Origin of the sequence: Paenibacillus sabuli (genome assembly GCF_014705605.1) — a bacterium.
GTDB classification, from domain to species: Bacteria; Bacillota; Bacilli; order Paenibacillales; family Paenibacillaceae; genus Paenibacillus_D; species Paenibacillus_D sabuli.
This window is the reverse complement of sequence record NZ_JACXIZ010000036.1, coordinates 40189-56315: the sequence shown is the minus strand read 5'-3', so window position 1 is coordinate 56315 and position 16127 is coordinate 40189. Positions and strand designations below refer to the sequence as shown.

Genomic DNA, 16127 nt, shown 5'->3' with positions numbered 1-16127 from the left:
CGTTCAATCTAGCCTGTTGCTTTGCTTGCAGCACTCGACCCCTTCGTGTCGCCCGTGCCCCTGGACTCCAGCGCACCCCGGGCACCCACACGTGCATCGCCACCCAGCGCTTCGCCTGGCATTGCATCACCTTTCAGCTGAGCTCACGCCCTCGTTTATTTCGTTTTCGCCTGACGGCCTTGCTTGACTAGCCGCTCCACAGGTTCGGGCAGCGTCTGTCCGGCGGCGAATTCATATTTCACCATTGTATTGAAATTGTTCAGGTATGGCTGCAGGGGATGGCCGAGCCAAGCTTCTTTTGCATAATCGACCATCTCGTTTGTAAAATCGCGCTTGGCCGAAATATGGATTTCTTCTACCTGGGGGGCCAGCTTCCGAATACGCTTGGCAATCGTTTGCTTGAGCTCGCCCGAGATCAGATTGTGGTCTTGCACGGAAAATGGCGAATTGAACGGCGTAATCGCTTTGCGGTTGTTGTAATAAGGACTGCCGGTCCGGAAGTTGTAGACGCCCTCGGTTGTACCGGTATTGTTTTGTTCGCGCATGGCGAAGCCGCCTTTGCGCTTCGTGCCCACCGCGGTCCAGTCAAGGGCGATGCCGACATACGCGTTTTTGTCGGTCAGCATGACGACCGAGGTCGCGAGCCCGTCGATCCGCGCCGTCTCGCGCGAGAGGAGCGAGCTGTATTCGAAATAACGGTTATCGTGCTGATTCGTTCTGCCGGTGAGCGCTCCGTACTGCCGACCGCCGTAAAGCTTCGGATCGCCCGCATCCTGCGAACCGTAATCATGTTCGCTTTCCTGTACATGCTGCTTGTAATTGCAGCCTATGCACGACAGCGCGACGACTCCCGCGAGCAGCATCAGAGCGCCGGCGCGGGCAAGACGCCGCAGGACGACGGGACGACAGACGCGGAGGATCGGCCGTGCAACGGCGGTCGGACGACCCGATCCACTACCGGCTTGATCTGCGCCTTTTAACATTGACAGGACCTCCTTAGTCGACTCAAAATGTATTGCAGCGTGACTTGCCACGCGTCTTGCAGGTCGACTTACAGATTGACTTGCAAGTAGACATGAGGTTGATTCACAATCCTAATGAATTGCGGTTAGTTTTTGCCGACCAGGCCGAAATATGCAGCTTCGAGACGATACATAAATGACCATTCGTGAGGAAAAAATGTTAACGATGAATGAGCGCTCGTCAAAGCGTTGAAAGGCTTTGAGAACAATTTGTGAACTCGCCTGTGAACATTGACAAATAGAGGCGTCAACTTTATATTTAATAAAGTGATTCAGTTCGCAGGAATTCCGAAAACACCAGTGAACGCGCGCAGTTTGCCCTCTTAGGCGATGTCGGCGTCAGCGCCTTGCGCCGCATCGGAAGCGGCTTTTCCATAGGCAAGACTTTAGGACAAGCTCCGCTTAGACGGAGCTAGCGTCATCTTTAAGGACGTGCCGTCGCAACACGACCCTTTTTACAAAGGGTTGCGTACCCGTATGGCCTAACGCCGTGGCAACTGCAGAATAAGTCAAAGTGGGGTAGATGAATGATGAATCGGTGGCCTGTTGTAAAACGGCTCCTGCCGCTGCTGGCGGGCATGGCGCTGCTGCTGTCGGCTTGCGGCCGCGAAGACCTTTCCGCACTTAATCCGCAGGGACCGGTAGCCCAAGAACAGCTCGGTATTATGAAATTGTCGATTACGATTATGGTGCTCGTGGTCGTGGTCGTCTTCGCCATCGCGATTTACGTCTTGTTTCGCTTCCGGAGAAAGCCCGGAGACCAGACAATTCCGAAGCAGGTGGAAGGCAATCACAAGCTGGAGATTATTTGGACGGTTATTCCACTGATTCTGCTCGTCATTCTCGGCGTGCCTACTATTCAGTCGGTTTTTGGCCTTGCGCAGGACTACAGCAAGGATGAAAACGCCATTCAGATCAAAGTTACCGCACACCAGTACTGGTGGGAATTCGAATATCCCGACCATGGCATTACAACTGCACAGGAAATGATTATTCCGACCAATGCGGTCATTTCGATCGAAGCGCAATCCGCAGACGTCATTCACTCCTTCTGGATTCCTTCGCTGGCGGGCAAGATCGATACGAACCCCGGCGGGAACGTCAATAATATGTACTTCGAAGCAACCAAACCAGGCGTATATCTCGGCAAATGCGCCGAGCTGTGCGGACCTTCGCATGCGTATATGGACTTCAAGGTCAAGGCGGTGGACGACGCCTCCTTCGAACGTTGGGTGACGGCAATGAAAGAGCCGGCCACACTGCCCGAGGACGCGGCGATCGCCGAAACGTTCACGAGTCAATGTCTGACTTGCCACGCAATCGGAGACAAAGGACTTCAAGGGCTGTATCCGAATCTGACCGGTATGGGCAGCCGCGAAGCCGTGGCAGGCTTCCTGCTCAATACGGACGACCCCAAGTACAAAAATGAAGGCTCTGTGTACGACAATCTGGTGAGATGGATCAAAGATCCGGAAGCGGTCAAGCCGGGGAACCAGATGCCGAAGGTCGATCTATCGGACGAAGAAATCGAAGCCATCGCCAAATACTTGTCCGAGCAGAAGCTGGATTATTGATTATAGAGGGGATTACAGAAGGGGAGGGTACCAACCTTGGCTCATGCACATGCGGTCAAACGTTACAGCGGTCTTATGGATTGGCTGACTACCGTTGACCATAAGAAAATAGGCATTCTTTATTTAATTGCCGGTGGATTCTTCTTTCTGATCGGTGGATTGGAAGCCATCCTGATTCGTATCCAGCTGTGGCAGCCGCTTAATGACTTCATTAGCGAAACGACCTATAACGAGTTGCTGACGATGCACGGCACGACCATGATCTTCCTGGCAGCGATGCCGATTCTATTCGCGCTGATGAATGCGATCGTGCCGCTGCAGATCGGCGCGCGCGACGTTGCGTTCCCGTTCCTGAACGCGCTTGGCTTCTGGACGTTTTTCTTCGGCGGCCTGTTGCTTAACATCAGCTGGTTCGTCGGCAGCGTGCCGGATGCCGGGTGGACGTCCTACTTGCCGCTCGCGAGTCCGACCTACAGCGACGGACACGGCGTCGACTTCTATGTCATCGGCCTGCAGATCGCGGGGATCGGGACGCTGATCGGCGGGATCAACTTCCTGGTCACGATTATCAACATGCGCGCACCCGGCATGAGCTTCATGCGGATGCCGATGTTCACCTGGGCGATCTTTATTACGTCGGCACTGATCCTGTTTGCCTTCCCGGCACTGACCGTCGGGCTGGCTGCGCTCATGTTCGACCGACTCTTTGCCGCCAACTTTTTCGAAGTCGGCAACGGCGGCAACGCCGTACTGTGGGAGCATATTTTCTGGATTTTCGGTCATCCTGAGGTATACATTCTGATTTTGCCGGCGTTCGGCGTCATTTCCGAGGTCATCAGCACCTTCTCGCGCAAGCGGCTCTTCGGGTACAGCTCGATGGTGTTTGCTACCGTGCTGATCGGCTTCCTCGGCTTCATGGTATGGGCGCATCACATGTTCACTACCGGCCTCGGTCCGGTCGCGAACGCGCTCTTCTCGATTGCGACCATGCTGATTGCCGTCCCGACCGGGATCAAGATATTCAACTGGCTCTTCACCATGTGGGGCGGTTCGATTCGCTTCACAGCGGCCAACCTGTTCGGCATCGGCTTCATTCCGACCTTTGTCATGGGCGGGGTGACCGGCGTCATGCTGGCCGCTGCGCCTGCCGATTATCAATACCACGACAGCTACTTTGTCGTCGCGCATTTCCACTACGTCATCGTTGGCGGTCTGGTGCTCGGTATTTTTGCGGGCTTGCATTACTGGTGGCCCAAAATGTTCGGTCGCATGCTGAATGAAGGCCTAGGCAAGCTTACGTTCTGGACCTTCTACATCGGCTTCCATCTGACATTTTTCGTGCAGCATTTCCTCGGTCTGCTGGGTATGCCGCGCCGGATCTATACGTATCAGGACAATCTCGGCTTCAACAACATGAACTTGATCAGTACGATAGGTGCGATCCTGATGGGTGTGGGTACGATCATATTCCTGGTCAACATTGTCGTCACGGCGATGCGTCCGAAGGATGCGCCGAACGACCCTTGGGAAGACGGACGCACGCTGGAGTGGACGATCTCCTCGCCTGCGCCGGAGTACAACTTTGCCCAGACGCCGCTGGTTCGCGGATACGATGCCTACTGGAAAGAAAAAATGGACGGCAACAGCGGCATGACGCCGGCCGAGCCGATCGGACCGATCCATATGCCGTCGCCATCGATTTTGCCGCTCTTCATGTCGATCGGACTTTTCATTGCAGGTTTCGGCTTCATGTTTAGCAATTACATCATTGGCGCCGTCGGTTTGCTTGTGACGTTCGGCTGCATGTTCCTGCGTTCGATTATCGATGACCATGGCTTCCATATCGAACCGGAAGAACTGGAAGACAAAGGGGTGAAAGCATGAGCGCACATTCGCATATAGACGGACAGCTGCCGCATGAGCCTGAGAAGGCAACCCTTGAGGGCCGCAATAAGGTCCTTGGCTTCTGGCTCTTCCTGGGCGGCGAGACCGTACTTTTCGGAACGCTGTTCGCGGCCTTCCTGGCGTTGCGCGATCAGGTAGGGGAAGGCAATCCGACAGCCAACGAGCTGTTCCAGCTCCCGATTGTCGCGATTGCGACCTTTATCCTGCTCACCTCGAGCTTGACCAGCGTGTTCGCCATTCAGGCCTTGCATCGCAATCACGTCAAGCCGATGATCGTCTGGTTGATCGTGACAGTCGCACTTGGTGCTGGTTTCCTCGGATTGGAGATTTACGAGTTCTATCATTACGTACACGAAGGTCATGGGTTTACGACAAGTGCCTTTAGTTCTTCGTTCTATACGCTGGTCGGTTTTCACGGGGCGCACGTGGCCTTTGGCGTGGCATGGATTTCGATTCTGATTGCGCAGACCTTGCGCAAGGGGCTGAATCTGGTCACCGCGCCCAAGCTTTATGTAGCGGGTCTGTACTGGCACTTTATCGACGTCGTGTGGGTGTTCATCTTCACCGTCGTCTACCTGATGGGAAAGGTGGGCTAATCGATGGCAGGCAATCATCCCACTACGGAGAATCGGCAAAAGCGTCATAAGGTCGAAGGATCGCAAAAGCATGTGATTTCGTACATCTTCTCGCTCGTGTTGACGCTGATCGCTTTTGCGACCGTCATGGCCGGTGAAGTCAATACGACCTTTACGTACATCTTGCTGCTTGTGATGGCGGGCTTGCAGGTATACATTCAGATGGCTTTCTGGATGCATATGAAGGATCGCGGTCACCTTTATGCCATTATCGGCATTTTGTCCGGCGTGTTCGTCGTCTTCACGATGGTCATCATGGCAGAGTACTGGACTTGGTGGTAATCGGCAATCGAATAGGAGGCGGGTCCTGCGAAGGCCCGTCTTTTTTTAAAAATTATAGAAAGTATATGATTTTCCTATACTTTTCTAAATTTCTCAGAACGAAACGGGTTGCGCCTTAAAAGATGGCTTGCCCGTTTCGCCTTGAATCGAATTGCCAATCGGAAGGAGTTGGAATCTTATGTTCGGCCTACAATACTTTACCTTTGCAGAATTGTGGAGTCCGCTCACATTCTTCCTATTTGCGGCGATCGTACTGCTGTACTTTTATTTGATCGGACCTTGGCGCGAGCGCCATTATCCGCAGGAGCCGGCCGTCACGACCTGGCAAAGAATCTGGTTCGTCAGCGCGGTCGTGCTTTATTACATGGCGCAGGGTGGAGCGCTGGAGCTGCTTGGTCATCTGGCGTTCACGTTTCACATGACGAACATGTCGATTTCTTATCTCATTGCGCCGCCGCTTGCATTGCTCGGCATTCCGGCATTTCTGTGGAAGCATGTGTTCTCGCATCGCTTTTGGCGGCCGCTTCGTTTTTTAATGCATCCTTTGCTGACACTCGTCTTTTTCAACATGATTTTCTCCATTTATCATGTGCCGATGGTGTTTGATTACGTCATGACCCACTACTTTGTGCATGAGGTTTATTACTTCGTCATGCTGATTGCCGCCTTGATGATGTGGTGGCAGATTATCAGTCCTGTCAAGGAATGGTCGCGTCTGACGGATGTCAAAAAAATGGGCTATATCTTTGCGAATGGAGTGCTGTTGACGCCGGCATGCGCGTTGATTATTTTTGCGGGTGCGCCGCTATACGCCACTTACAGCGATCCTGGCGTCTGGGTCCAGGCCATGGGGTATTGCGTCGGGGGAGACCCGACTCGTTTGCTGGAGCAATTTGAAGGCGGACCTGCTTTCTTCCGCATCATGCCGTTGTTGCACGATCAACAAGCGGGCGGCGTGATCATGAAGCTCGTTCAAGAGGTCATGTACGGCGCGATTCTGGCCTATGTCTTCAAGCAATGGTTCAAGCGGGAGCATGGGGAGTCGGATGACGAGCTTCCGACGCCGCAGCCTGGCACGGCATAGCCGATCTACAAGCAGCACCAAATTCGGATTTTTTCAGCCGATTTTGGTGCTTTTCCCTTTTTTATTGACAATTTCACCCTATCCATAGTATAAGTTAATTAGGTTAATAGCACTAATAGGGCAAACCTTTCGAAAGATGGGGGCGCAAAGCCACGGGCCTAAAGCAGGGGAATCTGCTATGGCAGCCGGGTTGCACCATGCACGCGAAACGTAGCGTGCTTGCCCTGGCATTGGCGTACAGGGTTTTTTTTTTATTTTCCATGTGTCGATTTTTGTAATTCTTTGTCGATTCATGCATAAGGAGGGGAGCGACTGATAATCAGGTCTGGCGATGCTAAGCCATTGGTCCTGTGGATGGGGCTAATAGAAGGGGTGAAGTAATGAAACTGGGTGAAGAATATTATGCAGTGGTTACAAGAGTCGGGTCGAATGTGCTCTCCGGCTACCTGGGCATGGAGGTGACACCGCATGCAGCGCGCGAGCAGGACTCCTCGGGTCGGTATGACATTGCCGTTCAAATCCGCGTGCTTGGCCAATTAGACGGTCAAATTGTATGCGTCATGAACGAGCACACCGCCAAGCAAGTGGTCGGCCGCATGTTCGGCGGGATCGAGGTGGAGACGCTGGACGAGATGGGGTGGAGCGCCATCAAAGAATTCGGCAACTGGTTCGTCAGCGGCATTGCGACCGAATTTGCCAACAAAGGCTGGGAGGTCAACATTTCCCACCCGCTGACCACGTTCGAGGATCCGAACGCTTCGCAGGATCTGAAAGATATCCGTTCGATCGTCATGCCGCTTGAAAGCGAATACGGAATGATTGAAATTCATTCGATACTTGAAAGTCGTACGCTCATTTAATCGCCGTACACATTCAACCTGAACACGAACCAGGAGGAACCGAAACTAATGAAGCGAATCATGATCGTAGACGACGCTGCTTTTATGCGCATGGTGATCAAACAAATGCTGACCGAATCGGGCTACGAAGTCGTTGCGGAAGCCGTCAACGGGCGCGATGCCATCCAAAAATTTAACGAAGTCTCTCCGGACCTGGTGACGATGGACATCACGATGCCCGAGCTGGACGGGGTCGAAGCCGTAAAAGAAATCAAAAAAATCAACGCGGAAGCAAGGGTGATCATGTGCTCCGCTATGGGGCAGCAGCACATGGTGGTCAATGCCATCCAAGCGGGAGCTTCCGATTTTATCGTCAAGCCATTTCAAAAAGACCGTGTCATCGAAGCGATTGAAAAAGCTTTGGCTTGAGCCATGTCCAATAACTGCAGGGGAATATACGAATGAATCCAAAAGCACGGGGCGACATTGGGTCGAGCCCGTGCTTTTTCACGGTTGACGTGCTTCGTATAGGTGTGTACACTGTGTATGTAGATATAAACAGTATATACACCTAATCTTGTATTGCGAGGTGAAAGCATGACGATTTTGCGGGGAGCCGGCTTCCTGCTTCGACACGAGCTTCGTCGCGACCGTCTGGCCTTGCTGGTGACGCTGGTGTTTTTCACGTACTTGGCGCTTATCGTCCCGACGCTGGATGAGCCACCCAGCCAGATGAGCCCGCGGGCGAGCTGGCTGCCGGATTTTATGTATTTCACCTTTGTGCCTTATTTCGGCTTCGTCGTAAAAAAATCCATGTTTCGATTTTGGCGCGACGATCCCGTGAGCAAGCGCTTGGCTTCCTGGCTTGCCATGCCGATCTCCTCAAGCCACATTGTGCTAAGTCGTTTCCTGTATATGCTGCTCGTCTTGATACCGGGAATCGCGTATTTTTTTACGATGGCGTATCTGATCTCCGACTGGTACAAGGAGGAAATGTCGCTTGGCGCATTTGTAAATTTTGGATTGTTTTGGTTCGGCTATGCGTTGATCTGGTCTTCCATATTCGTGGTGTGGGAGCTCACACTCAGCGGCAAGCACTTTACCTGGTGGTGCATGACCTATGTGCCCGTGGTGGCCGCTCTGGCCGTGCTGCCCAATGTATGGTGGGGCAGTGTGCTGGAGAGCCAGGTCCATCGGGCCAAGGCGGGAGAGTGGGGCGCTGCGATACTGGCAGTTGTGATCGGACTCACTGTCATGATCGTCTGCATGTGGAGGGCGCGCAGCCGCTTGGAGCGAAGGAACCTGGTCAATTAGCAAGGAAGGTGATGCTGTGTGGATTCCGATCCAAATCAATGATCAAAGCGCGGAACCGTTGTACTACCAAATTGAGGTGCAGCTGCGCGCGCTCATTCTGAGCGGACAACTCATGTCAGGCACGCTCCTGCCCTCGATTCGCGAGCTGGCCCTGCAGCTCAAGTGCAGCGTCATCACAATCCGCAGGGTGTATCAGGATTTGGAGGCGGAGGGGCTGCTGCGTACCAAGCAGGGGACAGGCACCTTCGTGGCGGATGTCGGCGAACAGGCGAGGGATACCCACCGGCTAAAGGCCGTAGAAGCGGCGATGGATTCGGCCGTCGAAGCCGGCAGGCGCGCCAATTGCACACCGGAGGAGCTGGATCAACTGTACCGTGAGGCAGTGGCGCGCAGCCAATACAAGCGATGACAGAGGGAGGGAAGCGAATGGAAACGGCGCAGCCTGCCGTACGGCTGGACGGCGTACAATTCACGACAGATCGCTTTCGGCTCGGACCGATTCATCTCGAGGTGCCGCGCGGCTACGTGACGGCGATCGTCGGCCCGAACGGCTCGGGCAAAAGCTCGACCTTTCGGCTGCTGCTCGACCTGATCAAGCCCGAAGCGGGTACGATCGAGCTGCTAGGCAGCCGGCCGCACAGCCGCAATCCAGAACTGCGTCAAAGGCTGGCCTATGTGCCCGAGACGAATTCGGATTGCGACGAAGGGCTCCGCGCTTCGGAGAAAGCGGCCTTTCACCAGCTCTGGTACCCGACGTGGGATGTGAATCGCTACCAGGAGCTGCTGCGCAGGTTCGATGTCGATCCTTCGGTCCGATTGGGTAAAATGTCGAAAGGGATGCGGCAAAAACTCGAGCTTGCACTGGCGCTTGCGCATCAGCCCGAGCTGCTGCTGCTGGATGAGCCGTCATCCGGACTGGACCCGATTGCCTGGAAGCATATGCTCGAAACCTTGAGCCGCTATATGGAAGACGGGAGCCGGACGATCCTGGTCGCCTCGCATCTGATCGAGGAGGTGCGTCGTCTGGCCGATTATATCGTCGTCATGTCCAGGGGCCAGGTGCTGGGAGTCTACGAAAAAGATGCACTCTTCGACAACTGGCGTACGTATTACCTCATAGGCGACGGCTTGGAGGAGCGCATGCTGACCCAGGGGCCGGGCGTTCACGCCGTAGAGCGCATGGGCGGCCAAGCATACAAGCTCATATCCTCAGCGAGTCAATCGACCGAGCAATGGCTGCATCGCGAGGCGTTGCCGGTTACCGGCCAGCAGCCGATGGAGCTCGACGATATTATGGAGGCGCTGATCGCGCGTCAGCAACCATTCAGTTGAACGAGGAAAGGAAGTGCCGGAATGAAGCCATTGAAGCTGGAACGCGTCAGCAAGCAGTACGGAGACAAAACAGCGGTCAATACGATCAGCCTGGAAGTGGAGGAAGGCGAAATCTACGGTCTGCTCGGCGCCAACGGCGCGGGCAAAACGACGACGATGCGGATGGTCCTCGGACTCATCTATCCGGACGACGGCCGCATCCTGTACGACGGCAAGCCGTATAGCCGCGATCAGCTCAGCTTGATGGGGTATCTGCCGGAGGAGCGCGGCATGTATCCGAAGGTCAAGATCAGCGATCAAGTCATCTATCTCGCTCGGCTGCGCGGCATGTCGCGGCAGGATGCCGACCGCAATCTGAAGAGCTGGCTGGAGCGCTTCGATATCAGCGACTACTACAACATGAAGATCGAGGAGCTCTCGAAGGGCAATCAGCAAAAAATCCAATTCATCGCCGCGGTCATTCACAGACCGAAGATTGTCATTATGGACGAGGCCTTCAGCGGACTCGATCCGGTCAATGTCGAGCTGCTCAAGCGAACCGTAAAAGCGCTGCGCGACGAGGGAACGAGCATCCTGTTCTCGACGCACCGGATGGAGCATGTCGAGGAGCTGTGCCGCAACATTACGATTCTGCACCGCTCCAACACGGTGCTGCAAGGCAATCTGAAGGAGATCAAAAAGCAATATCCGCGCGAGCGCGTCATGATCGGAGCGGAGCAGGAGATCAGCGGGTTGGAGCAAGTACCCGGCGTCCGCAGCGTAACACGCCGCGAGAACGGCTACGAGTTGGCGATTGAGCGGCCGGAGGCGGCGCGGGAGCTGCTGCAACATGCGATGAGCCAAGCCGAGCTGCAGCGGTTTGAGGTGCTGGAGCCGACTTTGAACGAAATCTTTATTCGAGCGGTAGGTGGTGAGAAGCATGAATAATAACTTCTGGACAGTTGTCGGATTTACGGCAGGCAATAAAATACGGACGAAATCGTTTATCGTGACCACGGCTATCATTGCGGCCATCCTCTGCATCGGCGTCAATCTTCCGTATATTATCTCCATGTTCAGCGGGAACAGCGAGATCAAGCAGGTTGGCTACGTCGAAGGCCAGGTGGCGGATGTGGAGGCAGCGCTTCAGGATTATTACGCGCAGCAGGGCGAGGAAGCGGACCTGCAGCTCGTCGGCTATCCGGACAGCGGCGATGCGGCTGCCAATGAGCAGGCGCTGCGCGAGGCGCTGCGCAGCGAGGAGATTGCCGGTTATCTCGTATTCGATGCCGAAGCAAGCGGCGGATTCCCCGGCGTTACCTACAAATCGGAGAAGCTGCTCGACAATACGGCAGATTCTTTATCGGTCGCCCTGCAAAACATTAAATTCCAAATGGGGCTGGAAAACGCCGGTCTGACGGAAGCGCAAATGGCCGATCTGCTCGCGCCGATCAACGTGCAGACGACGCAAATTTCGGTCAGCGATTCGACTGGCGAAGGCAAGACAGCAGAGCAGCGCGGCCTGGCGATGGGCTTCGTCTATGCGATGATGATTTTGCTCTTCATGGGCATATTCGTGACCAGTCAGTTGATTGCCTCCGAGATTACCGCGGAGAAGAGCTCGCGGGTCATGGAAATTCTGGTCACGAGCGTGTCGCCGATGACGCAGATGTTCGGCAAAATATTCGGCATGTTCCTCGTGGGCCTGCTGCAAATCGGCGTCTACGTCGTCGTGGCGGTCGTGAACTTCTCGCTGCCGCACAACAAGGAATCGCTGGGCAACCTGAATATCAACCTGGGCGATATTGACCCGATGCTTTATGCGTACGCGTTGTTGTTCTTCCTGATGGGGTACTTCCTGTTCGCGATGCTGTGCGCCGCGGTGGGCTCGATTGTCAGCCGCACGGAGGATCTGGCGCAGGCGATGATGCCGGTCTCAATGCTGGCGCTGGCGGGCTTCTACATCGGCATCTTCGGCATGACGACGCCCGGTTCGACGCTCGTCGTCGTGACCTCGTTCATTCCGTTCTTCACGCCGTTCGCGATGTTCCTGCGGATCGGCCTGACCGATCCGGCGCTCTGGGAGGTGCTGCTGTCCATCGGCGTGCTGGCGCTCTCGATCTTCGTGCTCGGCTGGCTCTCGGCGCGCATCTATCGCACCGGCGTGCTGATGTACGGCAAGCGTCCGAGCCTCAAGGAGCTGCGCAAGGCGATGAAGGCTTACAAGGTGTGAGATGAAGGAGGCTGATTCACATAGCTGACAATCGCATGGACAAAAGGAAGCTTGGCTCCGGGATGGGCGTGGGCATTGCCATCGGTGTGGCGATTGGGATAGCAATGGATAATCTGGCCATCGGCATCGCCGTCGGCATCGCAATCGGAGCAGGAATGGGAGCGTCGGTCGCGCGGCGCAAAAAATAACGGCTGCGAATACGAAATGCATTCTGCAGAATCCCCCTGCGGCAGGCAGACACGGCTGTGTCTGGAAATTGCCGCAGGGGGATTTTTTGTATGCCGCTTTACCTGAACAAGCGTGATACCGGCGAATTCGAGCAGTTCACGCAGACGCTGCGGGAGACGTCCGTGCTGGACGAGGAGATCGAACATGCCCGGCAGACCATGAGGCTGGCCGATGGACACGCATCCATCGAGGCGCGGGACCTCAGCCCTCCCAGTTAGCCCCATGCCGAGCACGTGTACGGCATCCCGCTGCGCGCACTGGTCAGCGCGAGTGTCGACAATCTGATGTTCGCCGGGCGCAACATCTCGGCGACGCATATCGCCTTCTCCAGCACGCGCGTGATGGCGACCTGCGGCGTGATGGGACAGGGCGCCGGCACGTCCGCCGCCCTTGCGACCGCCCAGGGGATGCCGCCGGAGCGGGCGGTGCAGGACGAGGCGCTCGTGCAGCTGATGCAGCAGCGGCTGCTGCGTCAGGACGACCATCTGCCCGGCGTGAGCGCGGCGCCGAATCTGGCGAGCGGCGCGCGCGTCCGCGCCTCCTCGGAGCAGCCGGAGGGCGCGGCGAGCCAGGTCGTCGATGGCCGCACCGCAGCATGCACGGGCCGCGCGGCGTCCGGCCGGAGCTGGAGCCGCCCGGCGGCAAGCATCACTGGATGATGGCGTGCCCGGACGATGCAGCGCGGTGGAGCGAGCTGGAATGGCCGGAGCCGGTCGAGCTGCGCGAGCGCGAGGTGGTGCTCGATACCGGCATGCACCGCCGCTTGACGCTCACGCACGAGCAGCATCTGCATCGCCAGCTCGAGTGGGGCGAGCAGCCGGAGTCGCTGCGCGAATTCTGGCTGGTGGGCTGTGGTCCCGACTTGCCGCCGGTGGGACGGGAACTGCTGCATGTGCGCGACAACGGCTGGCGACGTGCCGCATTGACCCGCTGCGGCTCAGCCGCTTGCGCCTGGAGGCGATACGCACCAACGGACTCGATCACGCCCGCGTTTTTGAGATCCGTTGCTGTTTTTGAAGAACAAGTGGGACTTCCGAAGAACTGATGCTTCTGAAGAACAGCTGCGACTTTCGAAGAACAGCTGCGACTTCTGAATTGGTGCTATTACAGGAAGGGGGCACACTCGCAACTTGTGGGTGGAACTGTTAGCGAACCTGTGTGCGGAACCGTGATGGTCCTGTAAGTGGACGATAGCGGACCTGTGAACGGCACGACGCGACGTCAGGACGGCTCTAACGGACATGGGCGACGCTTAGCGCCGTTTATTGGCTCCCTTCACATTTTAACTGACATGGGAGACGCTTAGCGCGCATCGGGGACCTTTTTCCGGGTGCAAATGCCCGCTAAGCGTCGCTGATGACCGTTAGAGCTGCCGCGCGCTTGCCTGTCATCGTCAGTCGGACGTTTGGGGCGCCACGATCCTGTCTGTCATCGTCAGTCCGAGCGTTCCGGGTGCCGCGTACTTGCCCGTCCTCGCCAGCCCGCCAGACTCGCCTACATCTGTCTAAGCCTGCCTAGCTCATCCTACCTCTGTCTAGCTCCGCCTATCTCCCTCTATATCCGTTTATCTCATCCTACCTCCCTCTGCATCGGTCTAGCTCATCCTACCTCCGTCTAACTCTGCCTAACGGCGCCAATCTCCGCCAATCTCCGCTGGTTCGACCTGAATTCGTCTACCTCCGCTAGCCCCGTCTAGCTCCGCCTAGTCCCGCCTAGCTCCGCATCCAGACGCGCATCTCGCCGCCGCCGCGGTTGCCCCACAGCGCATACGGCACGGCCGTCAGCCGCTGCGTCTTGCGCGGCATAGGCGCCGTACGGTAGAGCTCGTCTTCTTGCCAGTCTGCCGCGTCATCGGCCAGGCCCGCCGCCTCCAGCACGACCGCCTCGCCCAGTCCCGGCAACCCCGTGCGCGTCGTGATCTCCGCCTCGGCCGGCAGGCTCAGCCCTGCGAGCGGCGCGGGATTGTCGGCCTCCTCCAGGCAGTAGACGAGCGGTCCGCGCTGCAGCGCGACCAAGCCGGCATCGCTGCGCACCTGCGGATGCGCGTACAGACGCTGGATCGGCATCGCCAGCCGCAGCTCGACGCGGTCGCCCGCTTGCCAGACGCGGCGCAGGTACGCATAGCCCTCTCGCAGCTCGACTGCGCCGGCCGCCTCGCCGTTCACGCGCGCGGTATAGCGCCCCTCGGTCCAGGCCGGAATGCGCAGCGCCAGGGCGAAGGTCTGCGGCGTGTCCGTCTCCACCGTGAAGGCGACATCGCCCGACCAGGGCAGGCGACTCTCCTGCCGCATGCGCACCTCGCCGCCGCCGAGCGACAGCCGCGCCTCGCCGCTGATGTACAGATGCGTATAGAGCGTATCACCCTCTGCACCCTCTGCGCTGTACACGTATTCGCCGAGCGAGGCCAGCAGGCGCGCCACATTGGGCGGACAGCAGGCGCAGCCGTACCAAGCCTGGCGTACCGCCTTGACATGGCGTCTGCCGGGATTGCGCGCGCTCGCCTCCGGCCATACCTCCATCGGATTGACGTAGAAGTAATGCTTGCCGTCGGCGGCGATGCCGGCGAGCACGGTATTGTACAGCGCGCGCTCCATGACGTCAGCGTAGTCGCTCTTCGCTTCGAGGCGCAGCATGCGGCTGGCGAAGAAGATGAGGCCGATCGAGGCGCACGTCTCCGAATAATTGGTCGCATTGGGCAGATCGTAATCGAAGGTGAACGCTTCGCCGTGCACGGTCGAGCCGATGCCTCCGGTCACGTACATTTGCTTGCGGGTCATATTGCGCCATAGCGCGCGGCATGCCTCCAGCAGAGCCCGGTCCCCGGTGTGGGCGGCCAGATCGGCCATGCCGGCATACATATAGACGGCGCGGACCGCGTGGCCGACCGCGTAGGTCTGCTCCCGGACGGGCAGGTGCGCCTGGACATAGGCCCAGTCCGGCATCTGGGTCTGCGGCACGGACGACCAGTGCGAGACGCCGCCGCGCCGCTTCCATTCCTCGGCGTAGAAATGCGGCTCCCTGCCGCGCTCGTCGATCAGGAATTGGCTGAGCCGCAGGAAGCGGGCCTCGCCCGTCGCTTCGTAGAGCTTGACCAGCGCCAGCTCGATCTCCTGATGGCCGTCATAGCCGCGCAGCTGCCCCGGGCCCGTGCCGAATACCTCGGCGATATGATCGGCCATGCGGCCCATCGCGTCCATCAGCTTGCGCTTGCCGGTCGCGCGATAATAGGCGACGGCCGCCTCGATCATGTGCCCGGCGCAGTACATCTCGTGGCAATCGTACAGATTGGTCCAGCGCCGGCCGGGCTCCTTGACGGTATAATACGTATTCAGATAGCCGTCGTCCTGCTGCGCCGCGACGATCAGGTCGATGGCCTCATCGGCGATCCGCTCCAGCTCGGGATCGGGATGGGTGCTCAGCGAATAGCCGACGGACTCGAGCCACTTCGCCAGATCGGAGTCCTGGAAGACGAGGCCCCCATAGGCGCCTGCCTCCAGTCCGGCGGCGATGCGGAAGTTGCGGATGGCATGACTCGGCTCGGCTCCCGGGACGCGGTCGTTGAGCGCCTCCCACTGATACGGAATGACGGTCGTGCGGACCAGCTCGGTGTAGTCGGACCAGAATGAATCTTGCAGCTGCACCTGCTGCAGCGGGAGCGGGCGATGCGTAGGTTGTGTCAAGGGTATCCCTCCATTGAATG

18 protein-coding genes and 1 riboswitch are annotated in these 16127 nt (G+C 57.4%); of the genes, 16 read left to right on the top strand and 2 right to left on the bottom strand.

What is annotated here, in order from left to right; all coding sequences use genetic code 11:
* Positions 1-155 precede the first annotated feature (155 nt).
* Positions 156-983 carry a hypothetical protein gene (locus IDH44_RS19430; RefSeq protein ID WP_223869838.1) on the bottom strand — a complete coding sequence of 276 codons (828 nt, stop codon included), beginning with the start codon at positions 981-983 and terminating at the stop codon, positions 156-158.
* A gap of 566 nt (positions 984-1549) precedes the next feature.
* Between IDH44_RS19430 and coxB the strand changes: the two genes are divergently transcribed.
* From coxB to IDH44_RS19355, 16 genes are all read left to right on the top strand, one after another.
* Positions 1550-2596, top strand: coding sequence for a cytochrome c oxidase subunit II (gene coxB, locus IDH44_RS19425; protein ID WP_190920482.1), 1047 nt, complete (start codon positions 1550-1552; stop codon positions 2594-2596).
* A gap of 75 nt (positions 2597-2671) precedes the next feature.
* The gene (gene ctaD, locus IDH44_RS19420) at positions 2672-4480 is read left to right on the top strand and encodes a cytochrome c oxidase subunit I (RefSeq protein ID WP_190920509.1); all 1809 of its coding nucleotides are present in this window, start codon (positions 2672-2674) and stop codon (positions 4478-4480) included.
* The gene (locus tag IDH44_RS19415) at positions 4477-5097 is read left to right on the top strand and encodes a cytochrome (ubi)quinol oxidase subunit III (protein ID WP_190920481.1); all 621 of its coding nucleotides are present in this window, start codon (positions 4477-4479) and stop codon (positions 5095-5097) included. The genes ctaD and IDH44_RS19415 overlap by 4 nt, the downstream gene beginning before the upstream one ends.
* A 3-nt stretch (positions 5098-5100) precedes the next feature.
* Positions 5101-5418, top strand: a complete 318-nt coding sequence (locus IDH44_RS19410) for a cytochrome C oxidase subunit IV family protein (protein ID WP_190920480.1) — start codon at positions 5101-5103, stop codon at positions 5416-5418.
* A gap of 178 nt (positions 5419-5596) precedes the next feature.
* Positions 5597-6502, top strand: coding sequence for a cytochrome c oxidase assembly factor CtaG (gene ctaG / locus IDH44_RS19405; RefSeq protein ID WP_190920479.1), 906 nt, complete (start codon positions 5597-5599; stop codon positions 6500-6502).
* A 109-nt stretch (positions 6503-6611) separates the two neighbouring features.
* A riboswitch (cyclic di-GMP riboswitch) is annotated at positions 6612-6700 on the top strand.
* A 182-nt stretch (positions 6701-6882) separates the two neighbouring features.
* Complete coding sequence (locus tag IDH44_RS19400; protein WP_190920478.1) at positions 6883-7362, top strand: chemotaxis protein CheX; 480 nt, start codon at positions 6883-6885, stop codon at positions 7360-7362.
* Positions 7363-7410: 48 nt separating this feature from the next.
* Entirely contained in the window at positions 7411-7770 is a 360-nt protein-coding gene (locus IDH44_RS19395) for a response regulator (RefSeq protein ID WP_190920477.1), read from the top strand.
* 168 nt (positions 7771-7938) lie between these two features.
* Positions 7939-8655: an ABC-2 transporter permease gene (locus tag IDH44_RS19390; RefSeq protein WP_190920476.1), complete on the top strand. Its 717-nt coding sequence runs from the start codon at positions 7939-7941 to the stop codon at positions 8653-8655.
* Positions 8656-8671: 16 nt separating this feature from the next.
* Entirely contained in the window at positions 8672-9064 is a 393-nt protein-coding gene (locus IDH44_RS19385) for a GntR family transcriptional regulator (protein WP_190920475.1), read from the top strand.
* A 17-nt stretch (positions 9065-9081) separates the two neighbouring features.
* Positions 9082-9987: an ABC transporter ATP-binding protein gene (locus tag IDH44_RS19380; RefSeq protein WP_190920474.1), complete on the top strand. Its 906-nt coding sequence runs from the start codon at positions 9082-9084 to the stop codon at positions 9985-9987.
* A 21-nt stretch (positions 9988-10008) separates the two neighbouring features.
* Positions 10009-10914 (top strand): ABC transporter ATP-binding protein, encoded by a 906-nt coding sequence (locus IDH44_RS19375; RefSeq protein ID WP_190920473.1) that lies wholly within the window; start codon positions 10009-10011, stop codon positions 10912-10914.
* Positions 10907-12199 carry an ABC transporter permease gene (locus IDH44_RS19370; RefSeq protein ID WP_190920472.1) on the top strand — a complete coding sequence of 431 codons (1293 nt, stop codon included), beginning with the start codon at positions 10907-10909 and terminating at the stop codon, positions 12197-12199. The genes IDH44_RS19375 and IDH44_RS19370 overlap by 8 nt, the downstream gene beginning before the upstream one ends.
* A 62-nt stretch (positions 12200-12261) precedes the next feature.
* The gene (locus IDH44_RS27015; protein WP_263364397.1) at positions 12262-12387 is read left to right on the top strand and encodes a hypothetical protein; all 126 of its coding nucleotides are present in this window, start codon (positions 12262-12264) and stop codon (positions 12385-12387) included.
* A 90-nt stretch (positions 12388-12477) separates the two neighbouring features.
* The gene (locus IDH44_RS19365; RefSeq protein WP_190920471.1) at positions 12478-12645 is read left to right on the top strand and encodes a hypothetical protein; all 168 of its coding nucleotides are present in this window, start codon (positions 12478-12480) and stop codon (positions 12643-12645) included.
* 15 nt (positions 12646-12660) lie between these two features.
* Positions 12661-13086, top strand: coding sequence for an FAD-dependent oxidoreductase (locus tag IDH44_RS19360; RefSeq protein WP_190920470.1), 426 nt, complete (start codon positions 12661-12663; stop codon positions 13084-13086).
* Positions 13023-13472 (top strand): hypothetical protein, encoded by a 450-nt coding sequence (locus tag IDH44_RS19355; protein ID WP_190920469.1) that lies wholly within the window; start codon positions 13023-13025, stop codon positions 13470-13472. The genes IDH44_RS19360 and IDH44_RS19355 overlap by 64 nt, the downstream gene beginning before the upstream one ends.
* Before the next feature lie 667 nt (positions 13473-14139).
* Here the strand turns inward: IDH44_RS19355 and IDH44_RS19350 are convergent.
* Entirely contained in the window at positions 14140-16107 is a 1968-nt protein-coding gene (locus tag IDH44_RS19350; protein ID WP_190920468.1) for a glycoside hydrolase family 127 protein, read from the bottom strand.
* Positions 16108-16127: the final 20 nt, after the last annotated feature.

Coding starts and splice junctions, on each gene's coding strand:
- IDH44_RS19390 (WP_190920476.1), top strand. CDS start 7,939: ATGACGATTTTGCGGGGAGCCGGCTTCCTGCTTCGACACGAGCTTCGT.
- ctaG (WP_190920479.1), top strand. CDS start 5,597: ATGTTCGGCCTACAATACTTTACCTTTGCAGAATTGTGGAGTCCGCTC.
- IDH44_RS19395 (WP_190920477.1), top strand. CDS start 7,411: ATGAAGCGAATCATGATCGTAGACGACGCTGCTTTTATGCGCATGGTG.
- IDH44_RS19430 (WP_223869838.1), bottom strand. CDS start 983: ATGTTAAAAGGCGCAGATCAAGCCGGTAGTGGATCGGGTCGTCCGACC.
- IDH44_RS19415 (WP_190920481.1), top strand. CDS start 4,477: ATGAGCGCACATTCGCATATAGACGGACAGCTGCCGCATGAGCCTGAG.
- IDH44_RS19375 (WP_190920473.1), top strand. CDS start 10,009: ATGAAGCCATTGAAGCTGGAACGCGTCAGCAAGCAGTACGGAGACAAA.
- IDH44_RS19355 (WP_190920469.1), top strand. CDS start 13,023: ATGCACGGGCCGCGCGGCGTCCGGCCGGAGCTGGAGCCGCCCGGCGGC.
- IDH44_RS19410 (WP_190920480.1), top strand. CDS start 5,101: ATGGCAGGCAATCATCCCACTACGGAGAATCGGCAAAAGCGTCATAAG.
- IDH44_RS19400 (WP_190920478.1), top strand. CDS start 6,883: ATGAAACTGGGTGAAGAATATTATGCAGTGGTTACAAGAGTCGGGTCG.
- IDH44_RS19365 (WP_190920471.1), top strand. CDS start 12,478: ATGCCGCTTTACCTGAACAAGCGTGATACCGGCGAATTCGAGCAGTTC.
- coxB (WP_190920482.1), top strand. CDS start 1,550: ATGATGAATCGGTGGCCTGTTGTAAAACGGCTCCTGCCGCTGCTGGCG.
- IDH44_RS19380 (WP_190920474.1), top strand. CDS start 9,082: ATGGAAACGGCGCAGCCTGCCGTACGGCTGGACGGCGTACAATTCACG.
- IDH44_RS19370 (WP_190920472.1), top strand. CDS start 10,907: ATGAATAATAACTTCTGGACAGTTGTCGGATTTACGGCAGGCAATAAA.
- ctaD (WP_190920509.1), top strand. CDS start 2,672: ATGGATTGGCTGACTACCGTTGACCATAAGAAAATAGGCATTCTTTAT.
- IDH44_RS27015 (WP_263364397.1), top strand. CDS start 12,262: ATGGGCGTGGGCATTGCCATCGGTGTGGCGATTGGGATAGCAATGGAT.